The sequence below is a fragment of the Allorhizobium sp. DMC15 genome (assembly GCF_056314065.1).
On the sequence record NZ_JBQUZB010000006.1, the window covers coordinates 170,448 to 188,030 of the forward strand.

Here is a 17,583-nt window from a genome sequence, read left to right on the forward strand (position 1 = left end):
TATTTACCCTGAATAGGGCTGTTCATCTCCGTGGCGATCGATAATCATGTATCGATTTGGCTCAATTTCGCGAAGAGCACTTGCGCCGGCTTCGACCTTGCCGTGCCCATCCGGCAGATCGAGAATGTAGTGCGGAATGCACAGACCCGAGACGTGGTTGCGCAACTCGCGCATGATCGCCTGGCCTTCCGAGATCGTCAGACGAAAATGAGCGGTACCGGGGGCCATATCGGGGTGATGCAGGTAATAGGGTTTGATGCGCATCTCCACGAAGCTACGCATCAGGTCCGCCAGGATCTCGGCCTTGTCGTTGATCCCTTTCAACAGGACGCTCTGGCTGACCATCGAGAAGCCGGAATCGACAAGCCGCGCACAGGCGGCGCGCACCTCGTCGGTCAATTCCCGGGGGTGGTTGACGTGCAGGGCGATGAAGACGGTCTTGCCCGAGGCCTTCAGGGCATCCACCAGTTCTTCCGTGATGCGGGCAGGATCAACGGCCGGGACGCGGCTGTGAATGCGGACGATCTTGACGTGATCGATGGTGCAGAGGGCCTGCATGACCTCGCGAAGCCGTCGAGGCGAGAGGATCAACGGGTCGCCACCGGTGAGGATTATTTCCCAGATGCGCTCGTGGCTGCGGATGTAATCCAGAGCAACCTGAATCCGGTCCGGCGACAGGGTGCCATCGCCATCGGGGCCCACCATTTCGCGGCGAAAGCAAAAGCGGCAATAGACCGGACAGACATGCAGAAGCTTGAGCAATACGCGGTCGGGGTAGCGGTGCACGATGCCTTCGACCGGAGAATGGGGATGGTCGCCGATGGGATCGGGCCGTTCGCCGGGATGTTCGATCAGTTCGGCGGCCGTTGGAATATATTGGGCAGCAATCGGGTCGTGCGGATCGGACGGGTCAATCAGGCTCGATACCGTCGGTGTCAGCGCAATGGCGTAGCGTTCGGCGACAGGGGCAAGTGTCTGGGCCGAAGAGGCGTTGACCAGGCCAGCAGCGATCAGGTCGGGGATTGAGCGCAGTGTCGCCTCAGCCACGATGCGTCTCCGGCACCGGTGCCCAGATGACCTGGTCAATCTTAAGTGCGCCGGTTGCCAGCATCACGAGCCGGTCGAAACCGAGAGCTATGCCGGAGGCCTGCGGCATGATGGCGAGGGCTTCAAGGAAATCTTCGTCCAGTGGATAAGTTTCGCCATAGACGCGCTGTTTCTCGACCATCTCCGCCTCAAAGCGCCGTCGCTGCTCGCCGGGATCGGTCAGTTCGCCGAAGGCATTGGCGAGCTCGACGCCGCAGGCATAGAGTTCGAAGCGTTCGGCGACGCGCGGGTCGTCGGCGCATGGGCGTGCGAGTGCGGCCTCAGCAATGGGATAGCGGTCGAGGATCGTCACGCGACCGTTGCCGAGATTGGGTTCGACCTTCTCGACAATGACCCGGCTGAAGAGATCCGCCCAGGTGTCGTCGGCAGCGACCCGCATGCCGACTGCCACCAGCTGACTGGCCAAGGCGTCGCGGTTCGTGGTGCCATTCTCTTCGATCGTCGCCAGAAGGTCGATGTCATGACGCGCGAAGGCATCTGCCACAGAGATCCGCTCGGGTTCGGCGAAGGGGTCGACTGTCTTGCCGCCGTAAGCGAAGTGCTTCGTACCCACGGTTTCTGCCGCAAGCGCAATCAGGTCTACGCAGTCCTGCATCAACTGCTCGTAACTTTCGCCGACACGGTACCATTCCAGCATCGTAAACTCGGGATGGTGCAGTGGGCCACGCTCGCGATTGCGGTAGACATGGGCGAAACAGGCGATCCGGGTTTCGCCAGCAGACAGCAGCTTCTTGCAGGCGAATTCCGGCGAAGTGTGGAGGTAAAGCGGGACTGCCGAGCCGTCGTGTCCCAGAGCTTCAGTCTTGAAGGCATGCAGATGGGCTTCGTTGCCGGGCGAAACCTGCAGTGTCGCCGTGTCGACTTCCACAAAGTCTTGGTCCGCGAAATGGCTGCGGAACGCGGCCTGGATCCGGTTGCGTCCGATCAGAAACGGCCGCCGATCGGCGTGGGTGGAGGGTGTCCACCACGCAGGGGCTGAACGGTGTCGGTCAGACATTCCGGATTCTCGATCCTTCTCTCAACACGGGCTGGCTATTTTGCCGAATTTGGGTTAGTCCCGCCCGAGAAATTCGAAGACGTCAGCAGGGACGGCCGTCCTTTACGACGGGTCTCACGCAGATACAAGGAATTCCAATGGTCAAGATTATCGCCTCTTCCGTCCGCAAGGGTAACGTTCTCGACGTCGACGGCAAGCTCTACGTCGTCCTGACGGCTGAAAACTTCCACCCGGGCAAGGGCACGCCGGTGACCCAGGTCAACATGCGCCGCATCGTCGATGGCGTGAAGGTGTCTGAGCGCTGGCGTACGACCGAACAGGTCGAGCGCGCGTTTGTCGAAGACGTGAACCACCAGTTCCTCTATGAGGACGGTGAAGGCTTCCACTTCATGAACCCGGAATCCTACGACCAGGTCGTCGTCGATGCCGAAACCATGGGTGACCAGAAAGCCTATTTGCAGGAAGGCATGGTCTGCATTCTCTCCATGCACGAAGGTGTAGCGCTCGCCATCCAGCTGCCGCGCCACGTGACGCTTGAGATCACCGAGACCGAGCCGGTCGTGAAGGGCCAGACGGCTTCCTCGTCCTACAAGCCGGCCATGCTCTCGAACGGCATCCGCACGATGGTGCCGCCGCATATCGATGCCGGCACTCGCGTTGTGATCGCGACGGAAGACAATTCCTACGTCGAGCGCGCCAAGAACTGAGTATCGGCGCTCTTCCGCCCCATGATAAGGCCCGGCGTTCTCAACGCCGGGCCTCTTTTGTTATCGGACAAAGCCGAGCTGCCGATCATCGGCGAGGCTTTGCGGGTCTCCGCTCTCAGTGTGCGGCGGTCAGCGGATTTCCGAATGACGATGATGCCCTGCGCGCCCTGCGGGCGACCTGCGGTCCGTCGCCCCTTTCGAGCAGCGTGATCTGCTCCTTCAGATGAAGCTTGATCTTCTTCAAGGCGCGAACCCTGATGCCGTCGGGCCGGGGCCGACGCTGTTCCTCGTCGATTTTGGCGGCAACGATCGAGTGGCGGGCTTTCAGGGCTTTCAGCAGTTGCTTCATGATTCGTCTCCTTTCCGATGAGACGAATATGGAAACATAGCTTTGATTATTCCAATTCATTGATTATATCATTCTCATAGATGATCTCTATGAGGTTGCCATGCCGTTTCGGCCTAGCCATCGCCAGCTGGAATATCTGGTTGCTCTCGGGGAGGCAGGCCACTTCGGTGAGGCCGCGCGCCGATGCAATGTCTCGCAACCGACCCTATCGGTGCAGGTTGCGCTTCTGGAAAAGCAGCTCGGCGTGACGCTCATCGATCGCATGCCGGGTCATGTCACGCCGACCCCGGTGGGGGCCGAGATCATTACAGCAGCCAAGGTCATCCTGAGCGGCCTCGATGAGATCCGGGCGCTCGCGGTCAGTTCCAAGGGCAATCTGGGCGGCGCCATCCGCTTGGGTGTTGCACCGTCCTTCGGACCTTACTTTCTGCCCTATCTTCTGCCCCGGCTGCATGCCCAACATCCCGATCTCAAGCTCTATATCCGGGAGGACAGGCCGCGTCCGCTGGAACGGGCGGTCCTTCAAGGCCAAACGGATTGCGGCGTTGGCCCAGTCCCATCTCACGAACCCGACCTTGTCGCAGAAGTGATCTGTCGCGAACGGATTTATCTCGGTGTGCCCCGGATGCACCCTCTGGCAGACCTGAAATCCGTTCCTTTGACGGCGCTGGAGGGCATGCGATTATTGACACTCGGGCCGGGGCACAGGTTGCTGGACGATGTCCGAAAGCTCGCGGAGATGTCCGGTGCTATCCTCGCTGAGGACTATGAAGGGTCGAGCCTGGATGCGATCAGGCAGATGGTGTCGATCGAGATGGGCTTGTCGCTGTTTCCGGAGCTTTATGTGCGTTCGGAGTTCGCCAAGGACGAGAATATCCGTCTGCTCACGATCTCGGACTGGGAGGGCACGCGCGATATCGCCTTCTTCTGGCGTCGGGCGAGTGCGAGAGGGAGCCATTTCAGCGCCCTGGCGGCTCTTGCGCGAGAGGTGGCGGCGGGGCTGTTTACGGCAGATGTAATCGCGGCTCAGCGATCCCCGGGCGAAGCCGGGGATCGCTGAGCGTTCGGTCAGGCGATGCCGCCGAGGCAGATGTACTTGATCTCGGTGTAGTCATCGATGCCGTATTTCGAGCCTTCGCGACCGAGGCCGGACTGCTTGATACCGCCGAAGGGCGCCACTTCCGTGGAGATGAGGCCCGTGTTGACGCCGACCATGCCGTATTCAAGCGCTTCCGCGACGCGGAAGACCTTGGCGATGTCCTTCGAGTAGAAGTAGGAGGCGAGGCCGAATTCGGTGGCGTTGGCCAGTTCGATCACTTCCTCTTCCGTCTCGAACTTGAAGAGCGGGGCGACCGGGCCGAAGGTTTCTTCGGTCGCGACCTTCATGGCGGTTGTCACGCCTGTCAGGATCGTCGGTTCGAAGAACAGCTCGCCAGCGGAGGACGGCTTGCCGCCGAGGGCGACAGTTGCGCCCTTGGAGACGGCGTCCGCCACGTGTTCCTTGACCTTTTCGACGGCCTTGGAGTCGATCAACGGGCCTGTGGTCACACCCTCGGCAAAGCCGTCGCCAACCTTCAGCTGACCGACCTTCTCTGCGAGCTTCTTGGCAAAGGCGTCGTAGATGCCGGACTGGACATAGAGGCGGTTGGCGCAGACGCAGGTCTGGCCGGCATTGCGATACTTTGAAATCATCGCCCCTTCGACGGCAGCATCGAGATCCGCGTCATCGAAGACGATGAAGGGCGCGTTGCCGCCGAGCTCGAGGCCGAGCTTCATGATCTGGTCGGCCCCCTGACGCATCAGGATGCGGCCGACATTGGTGGAGCCTGTGAAGGTCAGCTTGCGGACCTTGTCATTGGCGCAGAGTTCCTGGCCGACCATGGCCGCATCGGTCGAGGTCAGTACCGAGAAGAGGCCTGCGGGGAGACCTGCACGCTCGGCCAGAATGGCGATCGCCAGAGCCGAGAGCGGGGTCTGGGCCGCAGGCTTCGACACCATGGCGCAACCGACGGCGAGTGCGGGAGCGACCTTTCGGGCGAGCATGGCATTGGGGAAGTTCCACGGCGTGATCGCACCGACGACGCCGACCGGCTGCTTGATGACCATGATCCGCTTGTCGGCCTGATGGCCGGGGATGGTGTCGCCGTAGACGCGCTTGGCTTCTTCGGCGAACCACTCGACATAGGATGCGCCGTAGAGGATTTCGCCGCGGGCTTCGGGCCAGGGCTTGCCCATTTCCATGGTGAGGATGGTGGCGAGATCGTCGGCATTGGCGACCATCAGGTCGTTCCATTTGCGCAGGACCGCGGCGCGTTCCTTGCCGGTCTTCTTCGCCCAGGCCTTCTGTGCCGTGTAGGCAGCATCGATCGCCTTCGTCACTTCCGCCTTGTTGAGGTCGGGAAGCACCGCGATCACGTCACCCGTTGCCGGGTTGGTGACCTCGAAGGTCTTGCCCGACTGGCTTGCTGCCAACCAGTCGTTACCGACCAGCGACTTGTCGGTCGCCAGTGTCGGGTCCTTCAACTTTTCGGTCAGGGTTTTCGAAATGGTCATGCCTCAGGCTCCTGCTGCAACTTCACGGATCGAGGCTTCGATCAGATCGAGTGCCTCGTTGAAGACCTCGTCCTGAATGGTGATCGGGGCGAGGAAGCGGATGACGTTGCTGTAAACGCCGCAGGTGAGAAGGATGAGGCCCTTCTCCAGTGCCTTCACACGCACCGCATTGGTGAAATCCGCATTCGGCTTGTCGGTTCCCGGGATCTTGAATTCAACGGCGTTCATGAAGCCGAGGCCGCGGATGTCCATGATGTGTGGAACGTCGGCGCGGATGGCTTCGAGGCGCTGCTTCAGGCGGTTGCCGAGCTGGTTGGCGCGGTCGCAGAGCTCTTCCTCTTCGATGACGTCAAGAACGGCATGGGCGGCGGCGATCGCCAGCGGGTTGCCGGCATAGGTGCCGCCGAGGCCGCCGGGGCCGGGGGCATCCATGAGTTCGGCGCGGCCGGTGACGGCCGACAGCGGGAAGCCGCCGGCGAGGCTCTTCGCCATCGTGGTCAGGTCCGGAACGACGTCGTAATGCTCCATCGCGAACATCTTGCCCGTGCGGGCAAAACCGGTCTGGACTTCGTCAGCGACGAGCAGGATGCCATGTTCATCGCAGATTTCGCGCAGGGCCTTCATCAGTGCACGCGGCACGTCATAGAAGCCGCCTTCGCCCTGGACAGGCTCAAGGATGATCGCTGCCACGCGCTTCGGATCGACGTCTGCCTTAAACAGCTTGTCGAGGACGTCAAGAGTGGTCTCGACGTCGATGCCGTGCATTTCCAGCGGGAAGGGAACGTGGAAGACGTCGTTCATCATCGGGCCGAAACCGACCTTGTAGGGAACGACCTTGCCGGTGAGCGCCATGCCCATGAAGGTGCGGCCGTGGAAGCCGCCGGTAAAGGCGATGACGGCGGAGCGGCCGGTCGCGCAGCGGGCGATCTTGATCGCATTTTCGACGGCTTCAGCGCCCGTCGTCGCGAAGATCGTCTTCTTCTCGAAATTGCCCGGCAGCATCTTGTTCAGACGTTCGGCGAGCGCGACGTAGTTCTCGTAAGGCACGACCTGGTGGCAGGTGTGGGTGAAGCGGTCGAGCTGGTTCTTGACGGCTGCGACAACCTTCGGATGGCGATGGCCGGTGTTGAGAACGGCGATGCCGCCGGCGAAGTCGATGTAGCGTCGGCCCTCGACATCCCAGATCTCCGAGTTCTCAGCCTTGTCGGCATAGATCTGCGTGGTCATGCCGACGCCGCGGGAGATGGCGTCATTCTTGCGAGCTGAGATTTCGGCGTTCTTCATCGTTTTCGTCCTGTGCGAAGGGTTGCCAGCGGCGTCGCATTCGACTGCGATCGCGCGGTAAGATATTTCCTACATTTTTTCTGTAGACTTGCAATATGCTTTGTCGGCATTATCACGCAGGACTGCGACATTTGATCGAGGGTAGCGTGGACGACATCCGGTTCAAGATTGCGGAGGCAGCGCGCATGGCGGGAGTTTCGCCGTCAACGCTTCGTCTATGGGAAAGCCAGGATCTCATCCAACCTATACGGACTGCCACGGGTCAGCGCGTCTATGATCGTGCACTTGTCGATCGCCTGAAGCGGATCGCGTGGCTGCGCACGGAGAAGGGGCTCAATCCGGCCGCGATCCGCGAGACGCTTCGGGATCTGCCGGAACCTGACGACGACGGTTCGGACAGTGATGATGACGCCTCCGATATCCGTCCGGGCACACGCATGCGACGTTTGCGGCGGGAGGCGGGCAAAACGCTTGATAACGTGGCCCAGGCGACCGGCGTTTCAGTCTCGCAGCTTTCGACGTTCGAGCGTACCTCGCAAGGACTGTCGTTTACGGCTCTCCATGAAGTCGCACGGCATCTGGGGACGACGCTCGCCTCGCTGAGTGGCCAGGAAGAAGGGCGGGGAGGGGAGAGCCTGATCCGCGACGGCAAGTGGTCTTCATGGCCGACCACTTCATCGGGCGTGGCGGTGCAGGTCCTCGCCGAGGGGCGCAACATGATGGAGTGTAACCGCTTCCAGCTTTCGCCCGGTGCATCAAGCGAAGGTGCCTATCAGCATGAGGGGGAGGAATTCATCCACATGCTCTCGGGGAGCCTGGAGATCATTCTCGACGGCGACAGGTTCTTCGAACTGCATGCCGGCGACAGCTTCTATTTCGAGAGCCGTAGGCCCCATTCGTGGCGCAACATCTCCAGTGGCGAAACGGTTCTCATCTGGATCAACACGCCGGCCACCTTCTGATTTTGGCAAAGAAAAACCCGGCGACCGTTTCCGGTGCCGGGTCTGGGTGTCGAGGTTGCCGACTTACTTGCTGGCGACGACCGTCTTGGCTCCGTCCCATGCATATCCGCCGCCGATTGCAACATTCAGGGCGACATAGTTCGTCGCCAATTGCTGAACAGCTTGCGCGAGGTTTGCCTGGGCGCTGGCGACATTGCGCTGGGCGTCCAGCACATCGAGAAGCGAGGAGGCGCCATCGCGGTAGCTCGCGGTCGATAGCGCCAGCGCTTCTTCGTAGGAGCGGACGGTTGCGGTGAGAGCCGATACAGTCTGGCGGGTGCGGTTCACGGCGACCAAGGCGTTTTCGACCTCGGCGACGGCACTCAGAACCGTCTGCTTCCACGCGAGATAGGCTTCCCGCGCTGCGGATTCACGCGCCTTGACATTGGCGCGGCGCTGGCCGCCGTCGAAGATCGGCAGGTTCAGGCTTGGACCAAAGCCCCATGAAGTCACACCGCCATTGGCGCCAGACGTCACGATGTAGCTCGGCGAAATCGATCCGCTGAGGGTAATCGAGGGATAGAGCGCGGCTTCGGCAACTCCGACTTCGGCCGTAGCTGCAGCAAGACTACGTTCTGCGGCGCGAATGTCCGGACGGTTACGGATCAGGTCAGCAGGCACGCCTGCATTGACGCTACGACGTGCGTAGGGCTGGGCGGCCCCCTTCTGAAGATCGGCCAACAGAGTTGTTGCCGGCAAGCCCAGCAACAGCGAAATACGGTGCACGGACTGGCGGAAGCCAATCTCCAGAGAGGGCATTTCTGCCAGTGTGGAGTTCACGAGGCCTTCGGACTGAACCACGTCCAGGCGCGACGCGGCACCGGCTTCGAGCTGCAGGCGTGTCAGTTCCAGCGTTTCCCGGCGGGACGCCAGGTTCTTGCGCGCAATCGCGATGCGCTCCTGGTAATAGCGTGCATCGACGTAGGCGGTCACTACGCTCGACAAGAAGGTCAGCTTGGCCACATCAGCGCTGGCATAGGCGGCATCCAGGGAAGCTTTGGCGCTTTCCTTTGCACGGCGATACTGACCGAAGAGATCGAGGAGCCAGGAAACGCTCGCCGAACCCGTGGTCGTGTTGCGGGTGGGGCTGTCCTGGCCACCGGAGCCTGATCCGTTGAAATCGCCTGTGCCGCTGCTACCGGACACTTGATGCTGACCCGATACAGAAAGCTGCGGGAAGGCGCCGGCATCGGCCGCTTCGAAGTTGGCTTCGGCGGATGTGATGCGTTCGATGGCCTGCAGAACGTCGAGGTTCTGCGAGAGACCCTTTTCGACCAGGGTGTCCAGGCGACGGTCATTGAACGCAGTCCACCACGGAGCCAGCGTCACGTCTGCGGCGGCCCTGGCGCTGCCTTCGGAGAATTTCACCGGAAGAGCCGTTTGAGGCGTCTCGTGATCGGGTCCAACGACGCAACCAGAGAGAAGGAGCATTACTAGCGGAGCGGCTGCACGTATCGATGGCATCACGTTTTCCTGTGTTCGTCCCCGGTCGTCGTTCAAGGGCTTATATCACCCTCGCCGAGGACCGCATTACTCACGCAGGCCAACCCGGCAGCCTACGCAATAGTTGGTTAACATAGTTTGTCAATCTTCACGATGACAGCGGTTCTTGCGGTTTTGCACCGCCGAAAAGTTTGCGGATGATCACGAAAAACGACGGTACAAAGAAGATCCCGAGCGCGGTTGCCGTGAACATGCCGCCAAGCACGCCAATGCCGATGGAATTTTGGGCAGCAGAGCCTGCTCCGGTGGCAACGGCGAGCGGAACGACACCCAGAATGAAGGCGAGCGACGTCATGATAATCGGGCGCAGGCGAAGCTTTGCAGCTTCGAGTGTTGCATCTATGACACTCACTCCGGCAGCCTGACGGTCCTTTGCAAACTCCACGATGAGAATCGCATTCTTGGCGGCGAGACCGATTGTCGTCAGCAGGCCGACCTTGAAGTAGACGTCGTTGGACTGGCCGAAGAACGACGCTGCCGCGACCGCACCCAAGACGCCGACCGGTACCGCCATAATGACGGAGAAGGGGATCGACCAGCTTTCGTACAGGGCTGCCAGGCAAAGGAAGACGATCAGCACCGACAAGGCGTAGAGCAACGGGGCTTGAGAGCCCGACAGCCGCTCCTGATAGGAGATGCCCTGCCAAGCCACTGTGTATCCACCGTCGAGACCAGCGGTCAGCTGCTCCATGGTGTCCATTGCGGTCCCCGAGCTCACGCCAGCGCCAGCCGCACCTTCCATCGAGATCGCGCCCACGCCGTTGAAGCGGCTGAGGGTCGGCGCGCCACTGATCCATTGCGTCTTCACGAAGGATGAGAAGGGCACCATTTCGCCGTTGGCGTTGCGGGCGTGCCAGTCGTTGATGGCCGATTCCTGCATGCGATAAGGGGCGTCGCCCTGAACGAAGACCGGCTTCAGTTCGCCGTTCAGCGTAAAGTCGTTGACATCACGCCCCGCAAAGATGGTCGACAGCATGTTGTTGACGGTTGCGATGTCGAGACCCATGGCGCCCATCTTTTCCTGGTCCAGCAGGAATTTCAGCTGGGTCTCCGCCGGTGGGTTGTTCGAACGCAGCGAGCTGACAGCCGCGTTCTGGCTCCCAGCCTGCATCAATTGCTGTGAGGCCGCCGTCAAGGCTTCCGTGCCCCGCTTGCCGCTGTCGACGAGATACATCGAGAAGCCACTCGATGTGCCGAGACCCGGGATCGCCGGCGGCTGCAGCGGGAAGACCTGGGCATCACGCAGAGTGAAGAAGTAACCCATGGCGCGCTGGACGACGGCGGGCGCTGCCAGCTGCGGATCCTTGCGAAGCTCGAAGTCCTTCAGTTTGGCAAAGACCAGCGCGTAATTCTGTCCAGAACCGACGAAGGAGAAGCCGGAGACGGAGAACACGTCCTGGATCGCATCCTTTTCCTTGTCGAGATAATAATCCTCGATCTTCTTGATGATCTCTTCCGTCCGCGTCACGGTCGAACCGTTCGGCAGCTGGACGATCGTCATCAGGACGCCCTGGTCTTCTTGTGGGAGGAAAGAGGAGGGCAGGCGGAGGAAGAACCAGCTCATGCTGCCGATCACGACGGCAAACATCAGCATCACGCGCAGCGGACGCTTGAGCAGATAGCCGATCGACGAGACATAGCCGCCGGTTGCCCGGTCGAAATTGCGGTTGAACCAAGCGGCCGGTCCACGCTTCGCCTTGTGATGATCGATCGGCTTCAGCATGGTAGCGCAGAGCGCGGGCGTCAGTACGATGGCGACCACGGCCGAGAGCAGCATCGCAGAGACGATCGTCACCGAGAACTGCCGATAAATGATCCCGGTCGAGCCGCCGAAGAAGGCCATCGGAATAAACACGGCCGTCAGGACCAGTGCGATGCCGACGATCGCACCGGTGATTTCGCCCATGGATTTCTGTGTGGCTTCGAGCGGCGACAGACCTTCCTCGGACATGATGCGCTCGACATTTTCCACGACGACGATGGCATCATCGACCAGAAGGCCGATCGCCAGAACCATGGCGAACATGGTCAGCGTGTTGATGGAATAGCCCGTCAGAGCCAGAATTCCGAAGGTTCCGAGAAGAACCACCGGGACGGCGATCATCGGAATGAAGGTGGCACGAAGGTTCTGCAGGAACACCAGCAACACGACGAAGACCAGCACAATCGCTTCCAGGAGCGTGTGGACGACCTTCTCGATGGAGAGCTGCACGAACGGCGTCGTGTCGTAGGGGTAAGTGATGACGACGTTTTCCGGGAGCGACGGGGCGATCGTCGCGAGCTGCGACTTGACGCGTTCCGCCGTATCCAAGGCGTTGGCACCGGTTGCCAGATTGACGGCGAAGCCCGTGGCCGGATTGCGGTTGGACCGCGTCTTGGTGCCATAGCTTTCCTGGCCGACCTCGATCCGCGCAACATCGCTCAGTCTTACGGTCGCGCCATCCGTTTCCGTCTTCAGAATGATCGCTTCGAAGTCCGAGACAGATTGCAGCTGGCTCTGCGCCGTGACCGTCACCGTCAATTGCTGGCCTGCGGGTGCCGGCTGGCTGCCGAGGGCGCCGACCGAGACCTGGGTGTTCTGTGCCTGGATTGCGGCGGTGACGTCTGTCGGTGTCAGCTGGAACTTGTTCAGCTTGAACGGATCGAGCCAAACACGCATGGCATATCCGGTGCCGAACACCTCGATGCTGCCGACGCCTTCGAGACGCTTGATCTGGTCTTCAATCTGGGATGAGAAGATGTCGCCGAGCTCGACGTTGCTGCGGGCGCCATCTGTGGACACCAGCGCACCCACGAGCAGGATGCTCGACGTGGACCGGGTAACCGTAATGCCTGCGGTCTGAACGATATCCGGCAATTGCGACTGGACCAGCTGCAGTTTGTTCTGCACCTGAACCTGCGCGATTTCCGGATCAATGGAATTCCCGAAGGTCAGGGAGACCGATGCCGATCCCGTGCTCGACGAAGACGTCATGTACGTGAGATCATCGAGGCCGGTCATGCCATCCTCGATGATCGACGTCACGGACTTCTCAACCGTTTCGGCGCTTGCGCCGTTATAGCTTGCCGAAATCTGCACCGTGGTCGGAGCGATTTCCGGATACTGCGCGATTGACAGCGTCGAAATCGCGAGCGCACCGCCGAGCATGATGATAATCGCGATCACCCATGCAAAGATCGGGCGGCGAATGAAAAACTGGGCCATGGGTTATCCTTTACGCCTCGGTTGCCTTGCCTTACGCACAATCAAGGTTGCGCTGCAGGCGCAGCAGCCGGCGCCGCGGTCTCTTCGACGATCCCGTTTTCATTGACCTTTGCGTCGACCGGCTGGACGGGAGCTCCGTCGCCGATCCACTGGAAGCCGTCGACAATCAGCTTGTCGCCGTCATTGATGCCGCTGGCTACGAGCCAGTTGTTTCCGGAAACCTGCGCCTCGTCAAAAACACGAGTCTCGACCTTGTTTTCGGCGGTGACGAATTTGGCTGAAAGCTCGCCGTTTGCGCTGCGGGTCGCCGCACGCTGCGGGATCAGGTAGCCCTCTTCGGTACCCACTGTGACGGTGGCGCGGACATACATGCCTGGCAGGACCAGACCATCCGGATTGTCGAAGACAGCGCGGATCGAATAGGTGCCGGTCGTCTGGCTGACGGCCATTTCCGACATGTCGAGCTTGCCGACAACGGGGTAATCGTGCCCGTCCTCCAGCGTCAGCCGGATGTCCGCCGCACCATCTTTGTTCTGGTTGATCCGACCGGTGTTCATGGCTTCGCGCAGCCGAAGAAGGTTGACGCTCGATTCCGTCAGATCGATGTAGATCGGGTCGAGGCGACGCAGGGTCATGAGGCTGTCGGTCTGGTTTGCCGTGACAACGTTGCCGATCGAATAACGCGAGGCGGTCGTGACGCCCTCGAACGGTGCACGAATTTCCGTGAGACCGAGTTCGATCTCGGCAGAGCGCAGCGCTGCCTTAGCCTGCGCGACATCGGCCTCGGCCTGAAGAAGGGTCACGCGAGCGTTCTCAAGCTCGACCTGCGTGGCGCCGCTGCCAACCAGACGCTCCTGACGGGCGAGATTGGACTTGGCCGTCGGGACGCCGGCTTCGGCCTTCTGCAAGCTGGCTTCTGCCTGGGCCTGGGCTGCGCGGTAGGTATCGTCTTCGATCTTGTAGAGCAGGTCGCCTGCCTTGACCTCGCTGCCTTCCTTGAAGGCAATTTCCTTGATGACACCGCTGACGCGCGGGCGGATCTCGGCGGCCTGGTAAGCGGATGCACGTCCAGGCAAGGTGCTCGTCAGCGGATGCTCGCCCTTCTTCATCGCGAGAACGCTGACCGGCGTCGGCGGGCGTTCGCCGCCTGGAGCGGCGCCGGCGCCGCCGTTTTGTCCCGTGCCTTGATCGGAGCACCCCGCCAGAGCCGCGGTGCAGACGAGGATGGCGGAAGCAAGTCGAAGGCTTGGACGCATCAAGGAATCTCACAAATAAGGACAAACGACGCCCGACAGCCCTCGCCGCGATATACGGGGAGCAGCCACAGGCTAGAACCGCCGGCGGGGGCCAGCCAGATCAGATGAAGTGACGTAAATCAAAAATCGTCACCTAACAAGTGGCGACCGCAGCGAGGCATCGATCAGGTTAACGACTTCTCTGCATCGTGTTGCCATTATGTCAGCCTTCTCCATTCCCGTCATCACGGGATGGATCACGCAGGCGAGGGCATCAAAAACGGCGTTGGCAATTCGGGGGACATCTTCCACGTGATAGACCCCTTCACGGACGCCTGCCGTAATGATGTCGGAGAGCATATCGACCACGATTGCCCGGAACCGATCACTGCAGTCGAGTTCCTCGGTGATCGTTACGAGAATCATTTCAAAAACGAATGGCGCATCCATCAGTTCGGACAGGTGCTCTTGCATCAAATGGTGAGCAAGAGCGTAAAGCCGCTCGGAAGCCGGCTGATCGCTGGCAAGCGCCTTCAGCGAATTGAGCGTCTGTTCGATTGCCCTGGTGGCAATGGCATCGACGAGGCTCGCCTTTGTTCTGAAATGCTTGAATACGTTGGCTGGCGACATTGCCAGATCGGCCGCGATATCGGCGATGGCGACGCTGGCATAGCCGCGAGCGCGAAAAAGCGTCTCAGCAGTATTCAGGATTTCTTCGCGGGTTTCCTCGGCCGACCGACGCGGGCGACGTGTGGACGCGCCACCGTCTGCTGGCGGGCAACACGCTCCAGGACGCGCGCGTGGGTCTTGATCCATGGGCCCTCCTCCCTCAGATGAAATAGGGCGCCAGATTGGCGCGAACGCGATCCCAGGGGCTTTGACCACTGTCATCGGGGACAAACGGCAGTCCTGTGATCGCTTCGTAAGCCTTTATATAGACCTTCGAGGTCTCTTCGACCAGCGACTGGGGAATTTCCGGGATGGGATCGACATAGGGATCGCAGCGTTCGGCCACCCAGGCGCGGACGAAATCCTTGTCGAAGCTTTGGGGCCTTTCGCCCTTTTCGAAGCTTTCCTGATAGGTTTCCGCAATCCAGTAGCGGCTGCTGTCGGGTGTGTGGATCTCGTCGGCGAGAATAATGGTCCCGTTTTCATCGGTGCCGAACTCATACTTCGTATCGACGAGGATGAGCCCGCGCTCGGCGGCGAGTTGTTGGCCACGGGCAAAGAGGGCGAGAGCGTAACGGGAGAGGGTCTCCCATTGCTCGGCCGTCAGCAACTTCTTCGATACGATCTCTTCCGGTGTGAGAGGTTCGTCATGACCGCCGTCGAACTCTTTGCTTGTCGGCGTGATGATCGCTTCGGGCAGTTTCTCGTTGTCGCGCATGCCGTCGGGCAGGGTGATCCCGTACATGCTGCGCTCGCCCTTCTTATAGAGTGTCAGAATAGAGGTCCCCGTCGTGCCGGCGAGATAGCCACGTACGACGATCTCGACCGGCAGGATGTCGAGCCGCTTGCCGACCACGACATTGGGGTCCGGATAGGCAACGACATGATTGGGGCAGATATCGCTGGTGCGTTCGAACCAGAAGCGAGCCGTTTGCGTGAGAACCTGTCCCTTATACGGGATGCAGGTAAGGATGCGGTCAAAGGCGCTCAGGCGATCGGTGGAGATGATGATACGCGTTCCATCTGACAGGTCGTAGTTTTCCCTGACCTTGCCGCGATAATAGTTCGGCAATTCCGGAAAATGGGCTTCGGAGAGGATGCGCATCGAAAGCTGTCCTTGATCGTATCGGGAGGAGGTCTACAGAAGCCCTTCGGGCATTATTGCTTTCGCGGTAGCGCAAAGCCCGGCCTGTTTCAAAGAAAAAGCGCATGGCGAGACCATGCGCTCGTGAAGTGTGTGCTCGATGCACCGTTACGTTGCGGGACGATGGAGCCGCATTGTGAACAGGGCATTGTCGGTTCCGCGGCGCCACGCCTTGGCCGCGGCGAGGACCGCCAGATCGATCAGCGGTTCGACCGTGATCACTGACATATAGGCAATGCCGAAGGTTGCGATGCTGGTGAGGTTGGCAGCTTCGAAGCCGTGGCCGTATAGCGCCCAGAATCCGACCCAGGCGACGATGCCGCCCTGGTAGGTGGTCGAGAGCACGAGGGCCTGCCGGTAGCCGACGTCCACATAAGCCGTCTTTTCAGGGATCAGACGTTCGGCGAGTTTCGACAAGGCAAAGAGGGGCACAATAAGGGTCGTTACGTTCATTCCATATTGCGGAAGGTCGAAGGGGGCAAAGAACAGGCCCTGAATCAGAAGGCCGAGCGCCAATCCGATCGATGCCGCGCCCGCACCGAAGATCAGGAAGAGCGTCGAGCCGAGGATGAGGTGTACCTCAGATACGCCGACTGGATGATGTGGCAGGATCTCGAAGAAAGAGAAGACCAGCGCCGTGGTTGCCAGGCTGCGGCCGGCAAGGCCCGTGACATTGGCGTCCTTGCGCAATGTATCTGAGGCCATCTTGCCGATCAGTCCAAAGGACAGCGCGGCGGTTGCGTAGCTGAGAGCGAGTTTTGCGCCGTCGACGACGCCGGGTTCAATATGCATATGACAGTCCTTTCGTCCGCGCCCACCGCGCGGGAAGAGTGATTGCCGCAAATGCGGCGCCAAGCGATGGCAGGTCTCCTGGCTCACGGGTCAGGGCTTCAGTCCGCCTTATCAACCCTCTCTGGGCCAATGGCTTGTCGGATGTCGCTCGCCGTTCACAGTTGCGGGGGCAGCCACGGTCTCGGCCCCTGATGGGTAGTCCTCACCGTATTCCCTCTTCGTCCACCCGTCCGGATCATCGGGGCGGAACCATCTCGCTTCAATGTGTAAGGCGTACTGCTTTGGCTTGTCCAGCCACTTGCGACCTCTGGCCCCTGCAAAGCGGCGACAATTTGCCGAATGCCAATTTGACGCATTGAACGCCTTGGGCCGGTGCCAGTAGACGAAGGGGCAGAACAGCAACGCGTGATGGAGAATGCGTGATGATTGCCAGGATGATTTACCACGTGCCGGTGTTCGGCTGGATGCTGAAGGAGGCCGTCATGGGACCGACGACCGCGAAAGTGCTCTTCATCGTCAACCTGCTGCTGCTGTGGCTGCTGGCGATCGTGACATTCGGTTATCCCGCCATCATCCTGCCGGCCTTGACGGCCGTACCCGTGATGTTTGTGGTGCTGATCCTGATCACGAAGGGATGATACCCAAAGGGCGCTTGGAGGTGGGGCGGCGACCTAGGAGCTGAAACGGGTTCCGAGAGGGGTCGATCGATCGACTTGGACGGTGGCCTTTGAGCAGGCGTTATCTCTTCCTATATGGGTGTAGTCGGGGAAGAAGGCAGCTGATGCGGCTTTGTGCAGACTGCATTATAAAGCGTCAGTTTTTCGCGAGTAAAATCAGTCACTTGAAAAAAACGACAGTTTTTTGACAATTGGCTGTTGACGGCAAAAGGGAGTGGCCGTATAAGCCGCCTCACCGAACGAGAGGGCGGCGCCAATGAGGCGAGCGGCACTCTGGTTCAGCGAGAAAACCTCTTAAAATTGGCTGAGATGCTGATTGGTTGCCGGGCCTGACGGTTTGGCGGGATGGTTTTTTGACGG

The 17,583-nt window shown here is 60.4% G+C and carries 15 protein-coding genes and 1 riboswitch; of the genes, 4 read left to right on the forward strand and 11 right to left on the reverse strand.

Going from position 1 to position 17,583, the window contains the following annotated elements; genetic code table 11:
- Positions 1 to 3: 3 nt before the first annotated feature.
- Entirely contained in the window at positions 4 to 1,047 is a 1,044-nt protein-coding gene (locus ACT53S_RS22020) for a lysine-2,3-aminomutase-like protein (RefSeq protein ID WP_476068590.1), read from the reverse strand.
- Positions 1,040 to 2,104 carry an EF-P lysine aminoacylase EpmA gene (epmA, locus tag ACT53S_RS22025; protein WP_142071196.1) on the reverse strand — a complete coding sequence of 355 codons (1,065 nt, stop codon included), beginning with the start codon at positions 2,102 to 2,104 and terminating at the stop codon, positions 1,040 to 1,042. The genes ACT53S_RS22020 and epmA overlap by 8 nt, the downstream gene beginning before the upstream one ends.
- A gap of 137 nt (positions 2,105 to 2,241) precedes the next feature.
- Between epmA and efp the strand changes: the two genes are divergently transcribed.
- Positions 2,242 to 2,811: an elongation factor P gene (gene efp / locus ACT53S_RS22030; protein ID WP_113379132.1), complete on the forward strand. Its 570-nt coding sequence runs from the start codon at positions 2,242 to 2,244 to the stop codon at positions 2,809 to 2,811.
- 115 nt (positions 2,812 to 2,926) lie between these two features.
- Here the strand turns inward: efp and ACT53S_RS22035 are convergent, their stop codons facing one another.
- A complete protein-coding gene (locus ACT53S_RS22035) occupies positions 2,927 to 3,160 on the reverse strand; it encodes an HP1242/YdcH family protein (protein ID WP_160143215.1) in 234 nt (77 codons plus the stop codon).
- Positions 3,161 to 3,260: 100 nt separating this feature from the next.
- Here ACT53S_RS22035 and ACT53S_RS22040 point away from each other — a divergent pair, with 100 nt between their 5' ends.
- Positions 3,261 to 4,220 (forward strand): hydrogen peroxide-inducible genes activator, encoded by a 960-nt coding sequence (locus ACT53S_RS22040; RefSeq protein WP_476068591.1) that lies wholly within the window; start codon positions 3,261 to 3,263, stop codon positions 4,218 to 4,220.
- Positions 4,221 to 4,228: 8 nt separating this feature from the next.
- On the opposite strand, the gene ACT53S_RS22045 is transcribed toward ACT53S_RS22040, so the two are convergent.
- On the reverse strand, positions 4,229 to 5,713 hold the full coding sequence (locus ACT53S_RS22045; RefSeq protein WP_476068592.1) for an NAD-dependent succinate-semialdehyde dehydrogenase: 1,485 nt from the start codon (positions 5,711 to 5,713) through the stop codon (positions 4,229 to 4,231).
- Between the two features lie 3 nt (positions 5,714 to 5,716).
- Complete coding sequence (locus ACT53S_RS22050; RefSeq protein ID WP_476068593.1) at positions 5,717 to 6,997, reverse strand: 4-aminobutyrate--2-oxoglutarate transaminase; 1,281 nt, start codon at positions 6,995 to 6,997, stop codon at positions 5,717 to 5,719.
- Between the two features lie 95 nt (positions 6,998 to 7,092).
- Here ACT53S_RS22050 and ACT53S_RS22055 point away from each other — a divergent pair, with 95 nt between their 5' ends.
- A complete protein-coding gene (locus ACT53S_RS22055; protein WP_476068594.1) occupies positions 7,093 to 7,959 on the forward strand; it encodes a MerR family transcriptional regulator in 867 nt (288 codons plus the stop codon).
- Between the two features lie 63 nt (positions 7,960 to 8,022).
- On the opposite strand, the gene ACT53S_RS22060 is transcribed toward ACT53S_RS22055, so the two are convergent.
- The 6 genes from ACT53S_RS22060 to ACT53S_RS22085 all read right to left on the reverse strand — a co-directional run bounded on the left by ACT53S_RS22060 (position 8,023) and on the right by ACT53S_RS22085 (position 16,546).
- On the reverse strand, positions 8,023 to 9,462 hold the full coding sequence (locus ACT53S_RS22060) for an efflux transporter outer membrane subunit (RefSeq protein ID WP_113379138.1): 1,440 nt from the start codon (positions 9,460 to 9,462) through the stop codon (positions 8,023 to 8,025).
- Between the two features lie 127 nt (positions 9,463 to 9,589).
- Positions 9,590 to 12,706, reverse strand: coding sequence for an efflux RND transporter permease subunit (locus ACT53S_RS22065; RefSeq protein WP_113379139.1), 3,117 nt, complete (start codon positions 12,704 to 12,706; stop codon positions 9,590 to 9,592).
- Between the two features lie 41 nt (positions 12,707 to 12,747).
- Positions 12,748 to 13,962: an efflux RND transporter periplasmic adaptor subunit gene (locus ACT53S_RS22070; protein WP_476068595.1), complete on the reverse strand. Its 1,215-nt coding sequence runs from the start codon at positions 13,960 to 13,962 to the stop codon at positions 12,748 to 12,750.
- A 129-nt stretch (positions 13,963 to 14,091) separates the two neighbouring features.
- Positions 14,092 to 14,757: a TetR family transcriptional regulator gene (locus ACT53S_RS22075; RefSeq protein WP_476068596.1), complete on the reverse strand. Its 666-nt coding sequence runs from the start codon at positions 14,755 to 14,757 to the stop codon at positions 14,092 to 14,094.
- A 13-nt stretch (positions 14,758 to 14,770) separates the two neighbouring features.
- A complete protein-coding gene (locus tag ACT53S_RS22080) occupies positions 14,771 to 15,715 on the reverse strand; it encodes a phosphoribosylaminoimidazolesuccinocarboxamide synthase (protein WP_476068597.1) in 945 nt (314 codons plus the stop codon).
- Between the two features lie 147 nt (positions 15,716 to 15,862).
- Positions 15,863 to 16,546 carry an energy-coupling factor ABC transporter permease gene (locus ACT53S_RS22085; protein ID WP_476068598.1) on the reverse strand — a complete coding sequence of 228 codons (684 nt, stop codon included), beginning with the start codon at positions 16,544 to 16,546 and terminating at the stop codon, positions 15,863 to 15,865.
- Between the two features lie 51 nt (positions 16,547 to 16,597).
- Positions 16,598 to 16,815, reverse strand: a riboswitch (cobalamin riboswitch).
- Between the two features lie 153 nt (positions 16,816 to 16,968).
- Here ACT53S_RS22085 and ACT53S_RS22090 point away from each other — a divergent pair.
- Entirely contained in the window at positions 16,969 to 17,184 is a 216-nt protein-coding gene (locus tag ACT53S_RS22090) for a hypothetical protein (RefSeq protein ID WP_174238528.1), read from the forward strand.
- The last annotated feature ends 399 nt before the right edge of the window (positions 17,185 to 17,583 follow it).

Coding starts and splice junctions, on each gene's coding strand:
- ACT53S_RS22045 (WP_476068592.1), bottom strand. CDS start 5,713: ATGACCATTTCGAAAACCCTGACCGAAAAGTTGAAGGACCCGACACTG.
- ACT53S_RS22085 (WP_476068598.1), bottom strand. CDS start 16,546: ATGCATATTGAACCCGGCGTCGTCGACGGCGCAAAACTCGCTCTCAGC.
- ACT53S_RS22075 (WP_476068596.1), bottom strand. CDS start 14,757: ATGGATCAAGACCCACGCGCGCGTCCTGGAGCGTGTTGCCCGCCAGCA.
- ACT53S_RS22080 (WP_476068597.1), bottom strand. CDS start 15,715: ATGCGCATCCTCTCCGAAGCCCATTTTCCGGAATTGCCGAACTATTAT.
- ACT53S_RS22060 (WP_113379138.1), bottom strand. CDS start 9,462: ATGCCATCGATACGTGCAGCCGCTCCGCTAGTAATGCTCCTTCTCTCT.
- efp (WP_113379132.1), top strand. CDS start 2,242: ATGGTCAAGATTATCGCCTCTTCCGTCCGCAAGGGTAACGTTCTCGAC.
- epmA (WP_142071196.1), bottom strand. CDS start 2,104: ATGTCTGACCGACACCGTTCAGCCCCTGCGTGGTGGACACCCTCCACC.
- ACT53S_RS22090 (WP_174238528.1), top strand. CDS start 16,969: ATGATTGCCAGGATGATTTACCACGTGCCGGTGTTCGGCTGGATGCTG.
- ACT53S_RS22055 (WP_476068594.1), top strand. CDS start 7,093: ATGCTTTGTCGGCATTATCACGCAGGACTGCGACATTTGATCGAGGGT.
- ACT53S_RS22035 (WP_160143215.1), bottom strand. CDS start 3,160: ATGAAGCAACTGCTGAAAGCCCTGAAAGCCCGCCACTCGATCGTTGCC.
- ACT53S_RS22040 (WP_476068591.1), top strand. CDS start 3,261: ATGCCGTTTCGGCCTAGCCATCGCCAGCTGGAATATCTGGTTGCTCTC.
- ACT53S_RS22050 (WP_476068593.1), bottom strand. CDS start 6,997: ATGAAGAACGCCGAAATCTCAGCTCGCAAGAATGACGCCATCTCCCGC.
- ACT53S_RS22070 (WP_476068595.1), bottom strand. CDS start 13,962: ATGCGTCCAAGCCTTCGACTTGCTTCCGCCATCCTCGTCTGCACCGCG.
- ACT53S_RS22065 (WP_113379139.1), bottom strand. CDS start 12,706: ATGGCCCAGTTTTTCATTCGCCGCCCGATCTTTGCATGGGTGATCGCG.